The sequence below is a fragment of the Streptomyces sp. NBC_01304 genome, from assembly GCF_035975855.1.
Lineage (GTDB): Bacteria > Actinomycetota > Actinomycetes > Streptomycetales > Streptomycetaceae > Streptomyces.
In genome coordinates this window covers 5,687,886-5,700,656 of record NZ_CP109055.1, presented here as the reverse complement: position 1 = coordinate 5,700,656, position 12,771 = coordinate 5,687,886, and the positions used below count along the sequence as shown (strand labels likewise).

Annotated in this window: 13 protein-coding genes; 8 read left to right on the top strand and 5 right to left on the bottom strand. The window is 68.9% G+C overall.

What is annotated here, in order from left to right; genetic code table 11:
- Window positions 1–239: 239 nt before the first annotated feature.
- The 3 genes from OG430_RS25280 to OG430_RS25270 all read left to right on the top strand — a co-directional run bounded on the left by OG430_RS25280 (window position 240) and on the right by OG430_RS25270 (window position 3,642).
- Window positions 240–1,346: a LacI family DNA-binding transcriptional regulator gene (locus tag OG430_RS25280; protein ID WP_327354880.1), complete on the top strand. Its 1,107-nt coding sequence runs from the start codon at window positions 240–242 to the stop codon at window positions 1,344–1,346.
- Window positions 1,347–1,542: 196 nt separating this feature from the next.
- Window positions 1,543–2,580 (top strand): metallophosphoesterase family protein, encoded by a 1,038-nt coding sequence (locus OG430_RS25275; protein WP_327354879.1) that lies wholly within the window; start codon window positions 1,543–1,545, stop codon window positions 2,578–2,580.
- 183 nt (window positions 2,581–2,763) lie between these two features.
- Window positions 2,764–3,642 (top strand): hypothetical protein, encoded by an 879-nt coding sequence (locus OG430_RS25270; protein WP_327354878.1) that lies wholly within the window; start codon window positions 2,764–2,766, stop codon window positions 3,640–3,642.
- A gap of 91 nt (window positions 3,643–3,733) precedes the next feature.
- On the opposite strand, the gene thiC is transcribed toward OG430_RS25270, so the two are convergent.
- Complete coding sequence (gene thiC / locus OG430_RS25265; protein WP_327354877.1) at window positions 3,734–5,536, bottom strand: phosphomethylpyrimidine synthase ThiC; 1,803 nt, start codon at window positions 5,534–5,536, stop codon at window positions 3,734–3,736.
- A 200-nt stretch (window positions 5,537–5,736) separates the two neighbouring features.
- On the opposite strand from thiC, the gene OG430_RS25260 reads away from it, so the two are divergent.
- Entirely contained in the window at window positions 5,737–7,098 is a 1,362-nt protein-coding gene (locus OG430_RS25260; protein ID WP_327354876.1) for a YibE/F family protein, read from the top strand.
- A 65-nt stretch (window positions 7,099–7,163) separates the two neighbouring features.
- Here OG430_RS25260 and OG430_RS25255 read toward each other — a convergent pair whose 3' ends face one another.
- The 4 genes from OG430_RS25255 to OG430_RS25240 all read right to left on the bottom strand — a co-directional run bounded on the left by OG430_RS25255 (window position 7,164) and on the right by OG430_RS25240 (window position 9,372).
- Window positions 7,164–7,601, bottom strand: a complete 438-nt coding sequence (locus tag OG430_RS25255) for an SsgA family sporulation/cell division regulator (protein ID WP_327354875.1) — start codon at window positions 7,599–7,601, stop codon at window positions 7,164–7,166.
- Between the two features lie 101 nt (window positions 7,602–7,702).
- A complete protein-coding gene (locus tag OG430_RS25250) occupies window positions 7,703–8,416 on the bottom strand; it encodes an IclR family transcriptional regulator (RefSeq protein WP_327359219.1) in 714 nt (237 codons plus the stop codon).
- A 230-nt stretch (window positions 8,417–8,646) separates the two neighbouring features.
- Window positions 8,647–8,862 (bottom strand): DUF5326 family protein, encoded by a 216-nt coding sequence (locus OG430_RS25245; protein WP_327354874.1) that lies wholly within the window; start codon window positions 8,860–8,862, stop codon window positions 8,647–8,649.
- Between the two features lie 192 nt (window positions 8,863–9,054).
- Window positions 9,055–9,372 (bottom strand): cupin domain-containing protein, encoded by a 318-nt coding sequence (locus OG430_RS25240; RefSeq protein ID WP_327354873.1) that lies wholly within the window; start codon window positions 9,370–9,372, stop codon window positions 9,055–9,057.
- Window positions 9,373–9,474: 102 nt separating this feature from the next.
- Between OG430_RS25240 and OG430_RS25235 the strand changes: the two genes are divergently transcribed.
- The 4 genes from OG430_RS25235 to OG430_RS25220 all read left to right on the top strand — a co-directional run bounded on the left by OG430_RS25235 (window position 9,475) and on the right by OG430_RS25220 (window position 12,701).
- Entirely contained in the window at window positions 9,475–9,855 is a 381-nt protein-coding gene (locus OG430_RS25235; protein WP_327354872.1) for a phage holin family protein, read from the top strand.
- 9 nt (window positions 9,856–9,864) lie between these two features.
- On the top strand, window positions 9,865–10,392 hold the full coding sequence (locus OG430_RS25230) for a low molecular weight protein-tyrosine-phosphatase (RefSeq protein ID WP_327354871.1): 528 nt from the start codon (window positions 9,865–9,867) through the stop codon (window positions 10,390–10,392).
- Entirely contained in the window at window positions 10,389–11,558 is a 1,170-nt protein-coding gene (locus tag OG430_RS25225; RefSeq protein WP_327354870.1) for a cystathionine gamma-lyase, read from the top strand. Before OG430_RS25230 ends, OG430_RS25225 begins: the two co-directional genes overlap by 4 nt.
- Window positions 11,559–11,795: 237 nt before the next feature.
- The gene (locus OG430_RS25220; RefSeq protein WP_327354869.1) at window positions 11,796–12,701 is read left to right on the top strand and encodes a LysR family transcriptional regulator; all 906 of its coding nucleotides are present in this window, start codon (window positions 11,796–11,798) and stop codon (window positions 12,699–12,701) included.
- The last annotated feature ends 70 nt before the right edge of the window (window positions 12,702–12,771 follow it).

Genomic DNA, 12,771 nt, shown 5'->3' with positions numbered 1-12,771 from the left:
CGCGCGCCGGTGGCTCGCGCCGTGGCGCGCATCACCCGTGAAGGTGAGTTGAGACCTCTCCGAAACATCGGGCATTCAGTAGGCACATGCGCGTCGACAAGCGAGGAACCTCGCCGCACTCATCAACTCCCTTATGTTCCATGGTCATTGGTGCCTATACGCCTTGCAGAAACGTGCCTGTCAACGACTGCATATGCACTCCTGCCACCCGCGCTGATGAGCCCTACTATCGGCTCGCCATGACAGCAGCAGGGAAGCACCAGGTGAGCCGGGCGCAGACTCGGGGCAGCCGGCAGGTTCGGGCGGGCATCCGGGACGTGGCCGCCGCAGCCGGGGTCTCCATCACGACCGTCTCCGACGCGCTCAACGGTAAGGGCCGGCTCCCCGACACCACCCGCCAACACGTCCGCGAGGTCGCCGACCGGCTGGGCTACCGCCCATCCGCAGCGGCCCGCACGCTCCGTACCGGCAAGTCCGGCCTCATCGGCCTGACCGTGACGACGTACGGGGATGAACCTTTCACCTTCACCGAGTTCGCGTACTTCGCGGAGATGGCCAGAGCCGCCACCTCCGCTGCGCTCGCCCGGGGCTATGCCCTGGTCATCCTCCCGGCCACCTCGCGCCATGACGTCTGGTCGAACGTCGCCCTCGACGGCACCGTCGTCATCGACCCCTCCGACCAGGACCCCGTGGTGAGCGAGCTCGTCCGCCAGGGTCTGCCGGTGGTCTCGGACGGCCGCCCCGCGGGCGCCCTGCCGGTCACGGCCTGGGTCGACAACGACCACGAGGCCGCCGTGCTCGGCATCCTCGACCACCTGGCCGCGGCCGGCGCCCGCCGGATCGGCCTGCTGACCGGCACCACCACGGACACCTACACCCGGCTCTCCACCACCGCATACCTGCGCTGGTGCACCCGCGTCGGCCAGGACCCGGTGTACGAGGCGTACCCCGCGCACGACCCGTGCGCCGGGGCCGTAGCCGCCGACCGGCTCCTTGCCCGCCCGGACCGGCCCGACGCCGTGTACGGGCTCTTCGACCCGAACGGCACGGATCTGCTCGCGGCGGCCCGGCGCTACGGTCTGCGCGTACCCGACGACCTGCTCCTGGTGTGCTGCAGCGAGTCGACCGTCTACGCCAATACCGAACCGCCCATCACGACGCTCTCCCTCAAACCGCGCCGTATCGGCACCGCCGTCGTCCAGCTCCTCATCGACGCCATCGAGGGGGTCGACACCGGGCGTCCGGTCGAGCAGGTGATACCCACAGAACTCATCGTGCGGACCTCCTCACAGCGCCGACCACCCCGCACCACGGTCAGCCCTCCGCGTACACCGGAGCAGAGCTAGGGCCCGCTCCGGCGCCCGGTTACCCCCAATTCGGGAGAAAACCCCGGCGAACCGCCGGTCCCGTTTCGATTCACCACCCCTGGTGCATCACACAGCGCGAGCCGCATTCCTATGATGGGCGCACGACACCACGGACGGCTCGACCAGGCAGTCCGACCCGGTGGAGAAATGCGGCGCGACGGTGGTGGAGGGGTCGATGACTCAGGGGGCCGGTCAGGGACCCGTGGTGCGCACGGACACCGTGCGCGACTTCCGCGTTCCCGCGTATGTGCACCAGGCCGGCCAGGAGGCCTCGGGGGCTGAGGAACCCGAGGGCTACACGCCGACACAGCGGGACCTTCCGGTCATCAATCGCGGTGACACGGTTCAGGTCACCGTGCAGGTCGAGGAGGACCCCCTGCAGAGCGACTCGGGCCTCGGCCCGCTCTACGTCGTGGGCGATGTGCACGGCTATCTGGACGAGCTGATCGCGGCGCTGCGCGAGCAGGGCCTGATCGACGACGAGGGCGCGTGGGCCGCGGGCAATGCCCGGCTGTGGTTCCTGGGCGACTTCACCGACCGCGGCCCGGACGGCATCGGGGTGATCGACCTCGTGATGCGGCTGTCCGCCGAGGCCGCGGCCGCCGGCGGCTACTGCAAGGCGCTCATGGGCAACCACGAGCTGCTGCTGCTCGGCGCCAAGCGCTTCGGGGACACCCCGGTCAACTCCGGCGCGGGCACCGCCACCTTCCAGGCGGCGTGGCTGCTCAACGGCGGGCAGAAGTCCGACATGGACCGCCTCCAGGACGTCCATCTGCAGTGGATGTCCCGGCTCGACGCCATCGAGCTGGAGGACGGCCATCTCCTGATGCACTCCGACGCGACGTCGTACCTGGACTACGGCGATTCGATCGAGGCGGTCAACGACTCCATCCGCGAGGCGCTCACCCGCAATGACGCCGACGAATGCTGGGATCTCTTCCGCAAGTTCACCAAGCGCTTCGCGTTCCGCGACGAGTCGGGCCCCGAGGCCGTCCGTGAGCTGCTCGACACCTACGGCGGCACCCGCGTCGTGCACGGCCACAGCCCGATTCCGTATCTGCTCGGTGAGGTCGGCTCGGAGGAGGGCGAGGACAGCTCGGGTCCGCAGGTCGAAGGGCCTCATGTGTACGCGGGCGGCCTGGCCATCGCCATGGACGGCGGCGTGACCATGGCCGGAAAGCTGCTGGTCTGCCAACTGCCGTTGGATAACTGAGCGTTGATCGGGCAGGCGTAGAAAACATAGGACGTTGCTGGCCAGGGGGCCAATTTCCGGAAACCCCCTGTCACCGCGTGCCGTAACGGCTCTACCATCGGCTTATCCGTAGCAGGCTCCCCTCCGTTTCTGCCCATCGGCTCGTAACCATGCGAGTCCCCAAGCCCTACGGAGCATCGGGGGATGCACATGAACAGCGCTCCACACCTGCTCAATGAGGACCGCCAGGAATACGAGCGGATCCTCGATGAGGCGCTGCGCTCCGCACCATCTCGCCCTGACCTCGCCGCGGTCGGCGTACGGCTCAACGCCGAACAACTGCGCACAATGGCGCTGAACGCCACGGCACTGATCACCGCGGCCGCCGCGACCGAGTACCAGCATTACGTGAAGGCCCGCGAAGAACTGCGTGAGCCTGCCCGCCCCGCCGCGTCGATGCCCGAATCCTCCACCACCAGCAGCTCCGATTCCGGCGCGGGCTCCGTGAGCGGTCTGGCCGCCACGGTGGGCGAAGTCAGCGAGGCCACCGGCGCGGGACTCGTCGCGGTCGTCGCCGTCCTGGCCCCGGTCCTCGCGGGCGCATCCGCCGCGATCTTCCTGCTCGTCGGGTACATCCTGAAGATGCTCAACCCCGAACCCGCCTTCGCCGACACCCTGCTGAGGGCCGGCTGGCTGTTCGGGGCCCTCACCGCGGTCGGCATCCTGGTCGCCGCGGTCGGCCTGCTGCTCACCGCCCTGCGCAACGGCTCCACGCAGCTCCAGGCGGGCGCACACGGCGAGTTGAGCGAGGAGGTGGCCCGGGCCAGGGAAGTCTGGCGGGTGGCCCTCCTGGAGAACGGCGTACTGCCGTTCCTTCGCGAGGCTCTGGCCGATCCCGGCTCACCGGGCGGACCCGGCCCCCGCCCGGGTTCCTCCCACAACAACCGCATGCCCCAACTCGGCTATAACCGCCCGGGTTTCAGCAGCCCGGATGGAGGACCCGATGCCGGGCCCAAGCCGAGCTATTCCAGCCCCGACTTCTCAAGTCCCGACTTCGGCGGCCCGGAACATCAGCCTGAGTAGCTGAATGATCCGGGCCGTCCGGCATGTGTTTCACGTGAAACACGCGTTCGGGTCCGCGAGTTGATCCAAAGAACCGATACGGGAAAGCCCGTCAGTCCGCGATGGGCAGATACACACGGTTGCCCGCCGCTGCGAACTCCTTCGACTTCTCCGCCATCCCGGCCTCGATCTCGTCCGATCCGAGATCACCGCCGTGCTGTCGGCGGATGTCCTGCGAGATCTTCATGCTGCAGAATTTCGGCCCGCACATCGAGCAGAAGTGCGCCGTCTTGGCGGGTTCGGCCGGCAGCGTCTCGTCGTGGAACTCCCGTGCGGTGTCCGGGTCGAGGGCCAGGTTGAACTGGTCCTCCCAGCGGAACTCGAAGCGCGCGTCCGACAGGGCGTCGTCCCAGTCCTGCGCGCCCGGGTGCCCCTTGGCGAGGTCCGCCGCGTGCGCCGCGATCTTGTACGTGATGACGCCGGTCTTCACGTCGTCGCGGTTGGGCAGGCCCAGGTGCTCCTTGGGCGTGACGTAGCAGAGCATCGCCGTGCCCCACCAGCCGATCATCGCGGCACCGATGCCCGAGGTGATGTGGTCGTACGCGGGCGCGATGTCCGTGGTCAGCGGGCCGAGCGTGTAGAACGGCGCCTCCTCACAGATCTCCTGCTGGAGGTCGATGTTCTCCTTGATCTTGTGCATCGGGACATGGCCCGGGCCCTCGATCATGGTCTGCACGTTGTGCCGCTTGGCGATGGTGTTGAGCTCGCCCAGGGTGCGCAGCTCCGCGAACTGCGCCTCGTCGTTGGCGTCCGCGATGGAGCCGGGGCGCAGGCCGTCACCGAGGGAGTACGTCACGTCGTACGCGGCGAGGATCTCGCAGAGCTCCTCGAAGTTCTCGTACAGGAACGACTCCTTGTGGTGCGCGAGGCACCAGGCGGCCATGATCGAGCCGCCGCGGGAGACGATGCCCGTCTTGCGCCGCGCGGTCAGCGGGACGTACGGCAGCCGCACACCCGCGTGCACGGTCATGTAGTCGACGCCCTGCTCGGCCTGCTCGATGACCGTGTCCTTGTAGATCTCCCAGGTCAGGTCCTCGGCGCGGCCGTCGACCTTCTCGAGCGCCTGGTAGAGCGGCACGGTGCCGATCGGGACAGGGGAGTTGCGCAGGACCCACTCGCGGGTGGTGTGGATGTTGCGGCCGGTGGAGAGGTCCATGACCGTGTCGGCGCCCCACTTGGTGGCCCAGGTCATCTTGTCCACCTCCTCCTCGATGGAGGAGGTGACCGCGGAGTTGCCGATGTTGGCGTTGACCTTCACCAGGAACTTCTTGCCGATGATCATCGGCTCGATCTCGGGGTGATTGACATTCGCCGGGATCACCGCGCGGCCCGCGGCGACCTCCTCGCGCACGATCTCCGGGTCCATGTTCTCGCGGATCCCGATGAACTCCATCTCGGGCGTGATCTCGCCCCGGCGGGCGTACGCGAGCTGTGTGACGGCCTGCCCGTTCCTGCCCCGGCGGGGCTGGCGGGGGCGGCCGGGGAAGACCGCGTCGAGGTTCTTCAGGCCTCCGCCGCGCGGCGAGGTGTGCTTGATGCCGTCGTCCTCGGGGCGGAGCGGGCGGCCCGTGTACTCCTCGGTGTCCCCGCGGGCGATGATCCAGTTCTCCCGGAGCGGGGCCAGGCCCCGGCGGACGTCGGTGTCGGCCGACGGGTCGGTGTACGGCCCGGAGGTGTCGTACAGCGTGACGGCCTTGCCGTTGGTGAGGTGCACCTGGCGGACCGGCACCCGCAGGTCGGGGCGCGAGCCCTCGACGTACGCCTTGTGCCAGCCGATGGACTTCCCGGCCTCCGTGTCGCCCGAATTGTTCTCGTTCGAGTCGGAGGCAGGCGTGCGTGTGTCCTGAATGGTCATGAGACCTACTCCCTACGCCGGCATTACCCGGTAACAGGTTCAGCGGTCGACGCAGCGAATCCGTACGGACATTTCGTACGGTGTCAGCGCCCTCTCAGCCCGGTGCTCCGAGCTCCCGCGTGTGCAAAGGTGCCCCCACGCTAGCGTCATGTCGGCCGCGCTGAACAGAGGGCCCCTGTCGTTCTTGCGATGATCGGTCGGTGACCACGACGCAGCAGCCACCCGTTCCGCCCTCCGAACCGCCGCACGGGCACGGCCACTCGCACAGCCATGGCCCCGCCGCTCCGGTCTCCCAGCACCTGCGCAAGGTCATCGCCGCGGTGCTGATCCCGTTCGCCACGGCCGTCGTCGTCGGCCTGGCCGTGCTCTGGCCCGGCGGTGCGCCGGCCCATGAGCGCTCGGGGGTCGGCTTCGACCGGCAGACCGAGCAGGGCACCGTGACCAAGGTCCTCAAGGTCGACTGCAAGGACGTGAACGCCTCCCAGGTCCCGCCCACCGGTGACACCTCGACCGCCGAGGGCCGCAAGGCGCAGCAGGGACAGGACGGTCAGTGCGCGACGGCGACGATCGAGGTGACCAGCGGCAAGGACAAGGGCCGCACCTTCGTCGAGGTCGTACAGCCCGACGCACCACGGCAGTTGCACGAAGGGCAGAAGGTGGTCGTGGCGTACGCGCCCGACGCACCGAAGGAACTGCAGTACTCGGTGACCGATGTGAACCGCAAGGTCCCGATGACACTCCTTGCCGCGATCTTCGCCGTGGTGGTGATCGCGGTGGGGCGGATGCGCGGCGTGATGGCGTTGGTCGCGCTGGTGGTGAGCTTCGCGGTGCTGACCCTCTTCATCCTGCCCGCGATCCTCCAGGGGTCGAACCCGCTGATCGTGGCGGTGATCGGGTCGAGCGCCATCATGCTGATCGCGCTCTACATGTGTCATGGCCTCAGCGCCCGCACCTCCGTCGCCGTGCTCGGCACGCTGGCCTCGCTGCTCCTCATCGGCCTGCTCGGCTCGCTGTTCATCGGCTGGGCCTCGCTGACCGGCAACACCGACGACAACACCGGCCTGATCCACGGGCTCTACCCGAACATCGACATGAGCGGTCTGCTGCTCGCCAGCGTCATCATCGGCTCGCTCGGTGTGCTCGACGATGTGACGGTGACCCAGACCTCGGCCGTGTGGGAGCTGCACCAGGCCGACCCCAAGCTGGGCGTACGAGGCCTCTACCGGGCCGGCATCCGGATCGGACGCGACCACATCGCCTCGGTCGTGAACACGCTGGTACTGGCGTATGCGGGCGCCGCGCTGCCCCTGTTGCTGCTGTTCTCGGTCGCGCAGAGCAGCGTGGGCACGGTGGCCAACAGTGAGCTGGTCGCCGAGGAGATCGTGCGGACGCTGGTCGGTTCGATCGGCCTGGTCGCCTCGGTGCCGGTGACGACGGTGCTCGCGGCACTGGTGGTCTCGGCCGACAAGTCCGGCACGTCCCGCGGGACCGGCCCTGCCGTAACTCCCGGGCGGGGCGCGGTACTCGGCGGGGGCAGCGGCCGCCGACGCCGCAAGCACTGAGCCCGAGCCCTCGGCACCACGGCGGGACCGCCGCGCCAGGCCCAGAGCCCCGCCGCGCGAGGCCGCTACCCCGCGCTCGGCTCCTCCGCCAGGATCCGCCCGAGCGCCTCGTCCAGATGCGAGTCGAAGTCGGCAAGGGCCCGCTCCTGGCCGAGCGGCACCAGCTTGTCGGTGCGGTCGAGGAAGGCCATGAGAGGGGCGACGGAGGCCCTGAACAGCGCCTGGTCACCGCCGACCTGGAGCCGGATGACGGCCTCGTCGGACGGTTCGGGCTCCTGCGGCGCGATGTGCACATCGCCTTCCCCACAGGGCGTATGCACTCCGTCCACCAGGAGTTCTCTGCTGAAGGCCCAGGTCACCGGGGCATCCCCGGGCAAGTGGAACGTCAGCCGTACGGCATAGGGGTCGCGTGTCTCGTACCGCAGTTCCACCGGAATGCGGAAGGAGAGCTCCTCGGAAACGAGAAAGCTCATCAAGACCTCTGCCTGTACCGACTCGCGCATCGCCTACCCCGTTGTTGTGACGTTGAGTTGGCCAGGAATCATCTTCCCGACACTCATGGCATCTTGCTGAACGTACTCGTCAGATCACAAGGAGTGAGTTTTCAGATACTGATAGAGAAGGCCAGCGAGCCAAGCTTTCGGCCAACGTCGCTCTGCAACTCACGTACGGCGGGCAGCAGCCGGTCGGCCTGATGTACGGGAACCGAAATCGCCAGCGTGGCCGCCGTGGTGCCGGCCGTGATGGGAACGGCGGCGCACACCGTCCCGAGCGCGTACTCCTGGCGTTCCACGACGGGTTGCATCCGGCCCATCGACGCGAGCCGGCGCAGCAGCGTCCGGTTGTCGCGGACGGTGTACGGGGTGATGGACTGCACGCGATAGCGCGAGAGATGGTCCTGCCTGGAGTCCTCGTCGAGCTGCGAGAGCAGGCACTGGCCGATCGCATGGGCGTGCGCGGTCTCCCGGAAGTCGGCCCACTCCTCCACGGCGGGACTGCCCGGGGTGTCCGCGACGCCGACGACCTCGACATCGCCCTCGCGGTAGACCGCGAAGTACACCGGCACCCCGATGGAATCGCGCCAGTGCTCGAGGGCCTCGCCGATCATGCTGCGACGATTCTGCTGCGCTCCGTTGCTGACCAGCCGCTCGGCCGCGGCGCCGAGGACGAACACGCCCTTCTCGCGCCGCAGATAGCCCTCATGGGTCAGAGTGCGCAGCAGGTGGTACGCCGTGGGCAGCGCGAGTCCGGCCTCGCGCGCGAGCTGTTTCGCGGGCGCGCCTTCCTCGTGCGCACCCACCGCTTCCAGCAGGCGCATCGCTCTTTGAACGGAGCCGATGAGCGTGGGGGCGGCGGTGCCGGCTGCCGTGGCCAAGGTTCGCTCCCGAGGCGCGTGGGGGTAGCCCTCGTCCGGAAGCCACGAGGGTGGGCGGTGGACCCTCCCGCGGGGGGCATCCCGCGTCGGTTTCCGGACTTTAGCCGCGCTCCACCGGTCGGCGGAGCTCATGGCCTAAATATTCCCCCGGCCGGGCGAACCGTAGCCAAGGGCTACCAGTCGCTGCGGCTCGACGACGAGGACGAGGTGAACTTCCGTACGACGTAGATGAGTCCGGCGACCAGGGCCGCGAAGACAAGGACCTTGAACAGCAGGCTGACGATGACGCCGACGACCCAGGCGATCATGCCGCCGAAGACCACCAGGGCGATGACCGGCACCGCGACCCACTTCACCCACCAGGGCATTCCCGCGAATATCTGCTGCACGGCCATCGTCTCCTGCTTTCTCCGGATGACACCGGATTTCCGGGGCTCCGAGAGTCCTCTCCGAGCTACTGGTTCGATGTTAGGGCCGCACGGGGTGCGTTCGGGGGCCTGAGATCCCTTGTCCTTCCCTGACTCGACCCTTAGGGAAGACCAGGGTCACCGTCCGCTCCGAGTCGGAGCGGAATGATCCGTTCAGCCCTCCGGTGGCGAGAAGACGACCAGAACCCGCAGGTCCTCGCTGATGTGGTGGAACTTGTGGGGGACCCCTGCGGGTACGTACACGACACTGCCGCGCCCGACCGTCGTGGTCTCCATGCCGACCGTCACCGAGGCGCGGCCGCTCACCACGAAGTAGACCTCGTCCTGGTTGTGCGGCTGCTGTGGATCGGTCTGACCTGCGTCGAGCGCGTACAGGCCGACCGACATGTTCCGCTCCCGCAGAAACTGCAGGTACGCGCCGTCGTTCGCCGCTCGCTCCGCCTCGAGCTCGTCCAGCCGGAATGCCTTCATGCCCTGTCCGCCCTCACTGCCGGTGTACTGCAGCCGGACTGTCGCCGTACTGCTGCCGCACGCCGGTGCCCGGTTCCGATCACGTCTGCCACGATCAGACACATGAAGAATTTCGTAGTCAAGACGATCGCCAACACGGCGGCCCTCGGTGTGGCCATCTGGCTGGTCGACAAGATCTCGCTGACCGGAAGCAGCACCCCGCGCAAGGTGCTCACCCTGGTCCTCGTCGCGCTGCTCTTCGGCGTGGTGAACGTCCTGGTCAAGCCCGTCGTGAAGCTGCTGACCTTCCCGCTGTTCGTGCTGACCCTCGGCCTGTTCACGCTCGTGGTCAACGCACTGATGCTCGGGCTCACCTCATGGCTCGCCGACAAGCTGAACCTGAGCTTCCATGTCGAGGGCTTCTGGACGGCCGTCGTCGGCGGCCTGATCATCAGCGTCGTCTCGTGGGCGATGAACGTGGCCCTGCCCGACGACAAGGACTGAAGCCCGCCCATGACCGACCCGACCGACCCCCTCGACCCCACGACCGTCTTTCGCGTCTGCTTCGTCTGCACGGGCAACATCTGCCGCTCCCCGATGGCCGAAAGCGTCTTCCGCTCCCACATCGAGGAGGCCGGACTCGGCAACCTGGTCGAGGTGGACAGTGCGGGCACCGGAGGCTGGCACGAGGGCGACGGCGCGGACCCGCGCACGGTCTCCGTACTGGAGGCGCATGGGTATGACGGTGAGCATGCGGCACGGCAGTTTCACGCCTCGTGGTTCGGCCGGCTCGACCTGGTGATCGCGCTCGACTCCGGGCATCTGCGGGACTTGCGGCGGCTCGCGCCGACCTCTATGGATGCCCAGAAGGTGCGGCTGTTGCGCGCGTACGACCCCTCCGCGGGCGGCGACACGGATGTGCCGGACCCGTACTACGGGGGCATGGACGGCTTCGAGGAGTGCCTCGACATGGTGGAGGCCGCAAGTCCCGGGCTGCTTGCGGCGGTGCGGGACGCGGTCGCGGAAAGGGGTGCGGCATGACTGGTTTACGTGGCGGGGCCCACGGAGGCGGGGCGTACGACGACAGGACGTACGGCGACGGGACGCGTGCGGTGCGGGCCGGGCTGCCCGAGCCGGCGAAGAACGAACCGACGCTTCCCGGGCCGGTGTTCGCCGCCCATTTCCATCTGCCGGGCGAACCCACGGGCCCGTACACCTACGGCCGTGACGAGAATCCGACCTGGACCCATCTCGAGCGCGCCATAGGCGAGTTGGAGGCCCCCGGCAAGGACGTGCAGACCCTGGTCTTCGCCTCCGGGATGGCCGCGATATCGGCGGTCCTCTTCTCGCAGGTCAGGACCGGTGACGTGGTGGTCCTGCCGGACGACGGCTATCAGGCGCTGCCGCTCGTGCGCGAGCAGCTGACGGCGTACGGCATCGACGTGCGTACGGCGCCGACCGGCGGCAACGCGCAGCTCGACGTGCTCGACGGGGCCCGGCTGCTGTGGATCGAGACGCCGTCGAACCCCGGGCTCGACGTGTGCGACATACGCCACCTGGTGACCGCCGCCCATGCGCAGGGCACCTTGGTGGCGGTCGACAACACCCTGGCCACGCCGCTCGGGCAGCGTCCTCTCGAACTGGGCGCGGACTTCGTCGTGGCCAGCGGGACCAAGCAGCTGACCGGGCACGGTGACATCCTGCTGGGCTACGTGACCTGCGCGGACGCCGGGTTGACCGCTTCCGTCCGGCGCTGGCGGAAGATCGTCGGGGCGATTCCGGGGCCGATGGAGGCCTGGCTCGCGCACCGCTCGCTCGCCACCCTCGAGCTGCGGGCCGACCGCCAGTGCGCCAATGCGCTGGCCGTCGCGGAGGCGCTGCGAGGGCGGGGCGGGGTGTCGGGGCTGCGGTATCCGGGCCTGCCCGACGACCCCTCGTACAAGATCGCTTCCGCACAGATGCGCCGCTTCGGATCGGTGGTCTCCTTTACGTTGCCGACGCGGGCCCGGGCCGAGGGATTCCTGGCCGCGCTTCGCCTGGTGGACGAGGCGACCAGCTTCGGCGGCGTACGCTCCACGGCCGAGCGGCGCGGCAGGTGGGGCGGCGATGCCGTACCGGAGGGCTTCATCCGCTTCTCGGCCGGTGCGGAGAACCCCGCGGATCTCGTGGCGGATGTGCTGCACGCGCTCGATGAGTCGGCTGCGTAGCGAGCTCGACCGGCATTCCTGCCCCGCGCACTACCGGGGCTACGCACAACGGACGTCCCGAGCCTCCCCCCTCGTGGCTCGGGACGTCCTCGGTTCTGCGCGCGAAGAACCGCCTAAACAAGGCTAGTTGACTCTGTGTCAGTGTCCAATCACCCTAGCGACAGAGACCTATCGACTTATTTATAGTTGGGCGCCTGCGGCCACATCGGAGTTGCTCGGGAGGGGAGGGGGCTCGGGATGGATCTGGCCCTCCTGCGCACTTTTGTCACCGTGCACCGCGCCGGTTCGTTCACGCGGGCGGCCGCACTGCTCGGTCTGTCGCAGCCCGCGGTCACCTCGCAGATCCGCACCCTGGAGCGGCAGTTGGGCCGCCCGCTCTTCCTGCGTCAGGCGCGGGGCGTGACGCCCACGACCATCGGGGACGAGCTGGCCCACAAGGCGGCACCGCATCTCGACGCCCTCGTGGAGATCGCGGAGACCGGGGTGGACGAGGACTCGACCGTACGCACCCTGCATCTCGCCGGTCCCCCGGAGTTCACCGCCGAGCGTGCCCTGCCCGCACTGACCACGCTCACCGGTGACGACGGCCGGCGCTTCGCTCTGCGCACCTCCTTCGGCACCGCGGAGGAGGCCCTCGAAGGGCTTGCCGCGGGCCATCACGATCTGGCCATCTCCACGGCACAGCCCCGCGGGGGCCTGCTCACGGCGACGCCGCTGTGCGACGAGGAGCATGTGCTGGTCGCCGGTCCGGGGCTGGCCGCCCGGGTGGGGCCCGGCAAGCTGCGGCGGCGGGGGGCTCCGGCGCTGGAGGGTCTTCCGGTGGTCGAGGTGCACGAGTCGCTGCCGCTGGTCGCGCGCTACTGGGCGGCGGTCTTCGACTCCCGGCCTGCCGCCTCCGCGGCCGTGGTCGTGCCCGATCTGCGGGCCGTGCTCGCCTGCGCGGCGGCAGGGGCGGGGCTCGCGGTGCTGCCGCGCTATCTGTGCGCCGAGGCGTTGGCACGGGGTGAGGTGGCCGCGTTGCTCGAGCCGCCGGTGCCCCCGCTGCGCACATATTTCCTGGTGGTGCGCACCGGCACACTGGCCATGCCGCACATCGCGCGGGCGCACGAGTGGCTGCTGCGCGCTGCCGCGGACTGGAGCTGACAGAGGTCAGGGACTTTCGTCGTGTTTCACGTGGAACATGACGGGCCACATTTCTTCCATGACCGTTCGA

Excerpts from the sequence above, each read along its gene's own strand:
- OG430_RS25280 (WP_327354880.1), top strand. The coding sequence starts at position 240 with ATGACAGCAGCAGGGAAGCACCAGGTGAGCCGGGCGCAGACTCGGGGC.
- OG430_RS25275 (WP_327354879.1), top strand. The coding sequence starts at position 1,543 with ATGACTCAGGGGGCCGGTCAGGGACCCGTGGTGCGCACGGACACCGTG.
- OG430_RS25270 (WP_327354878.1), top strand. The coding sequence starts at position 2,764 with ATGCACATGAACAGCGCTCCACACCTGCTCAATGAGGACCGCCAGGAA.
- thiC (WP_327354877.1), bottom strand. The coding sequence starts at position 5,536 with ATGACCATTCAGGACACACGCACGCCTGCCTCCGACTCGAACGAGAAC.
- OG430_RS25255 (WP_327354875.1), bottom strand. The coding sequence starts at position 7,601 with ATGCGCGAGTCGGTACAGGCAGAGGTCTTGATGAGCTTTCTCGTTTCC.
- OG430_RS25250 (WP_327359219.1), bottom strand. The coding sequence starts at position 8,416 with ATGCGCCTGCTGGAAGCGGTGGGTGCGCACGAGGAAGGCGCGCCCGCG.
- OG430_RS25240 (WP_327354873.1), bottom strand. The coding sequence starts at position 9,372 with ATGAAGGCATTCCGGCTGGACGAGCTCGAGGCGGAGCGAGCGGCGAAC.
- OG430_RS25235 (WP_327354872.1), top strand. The coding sequence starts at position 9,475 with ATGAAGAATTTCGTAGTCAAGACGATCGCCAACACGGCGGCCCTCGGT.
- OG430_RS25230 (WP_327354871.1), top strand. The coding sequence starts at position 9,865 with ATGACCGACCCGACCGACCCCCTCGACCCCACGACCGTCTTTCGCGTC.
- OG430_RS25225 (WP_327354870.1), top strand. The coding sequence starts at position 10,389 with ATGACTGGTTTACGTGGCGGGGCCCACGGAGGCGGGGCGTACGACGAC.
- OG430_RS25220 (WP_327354869.1), top strand. The coding sequence starts at position 11,796 with ATGGATCTGGCCCTCCTGCGCACTTTTGTCACCGTGCACCGCGCCGGT.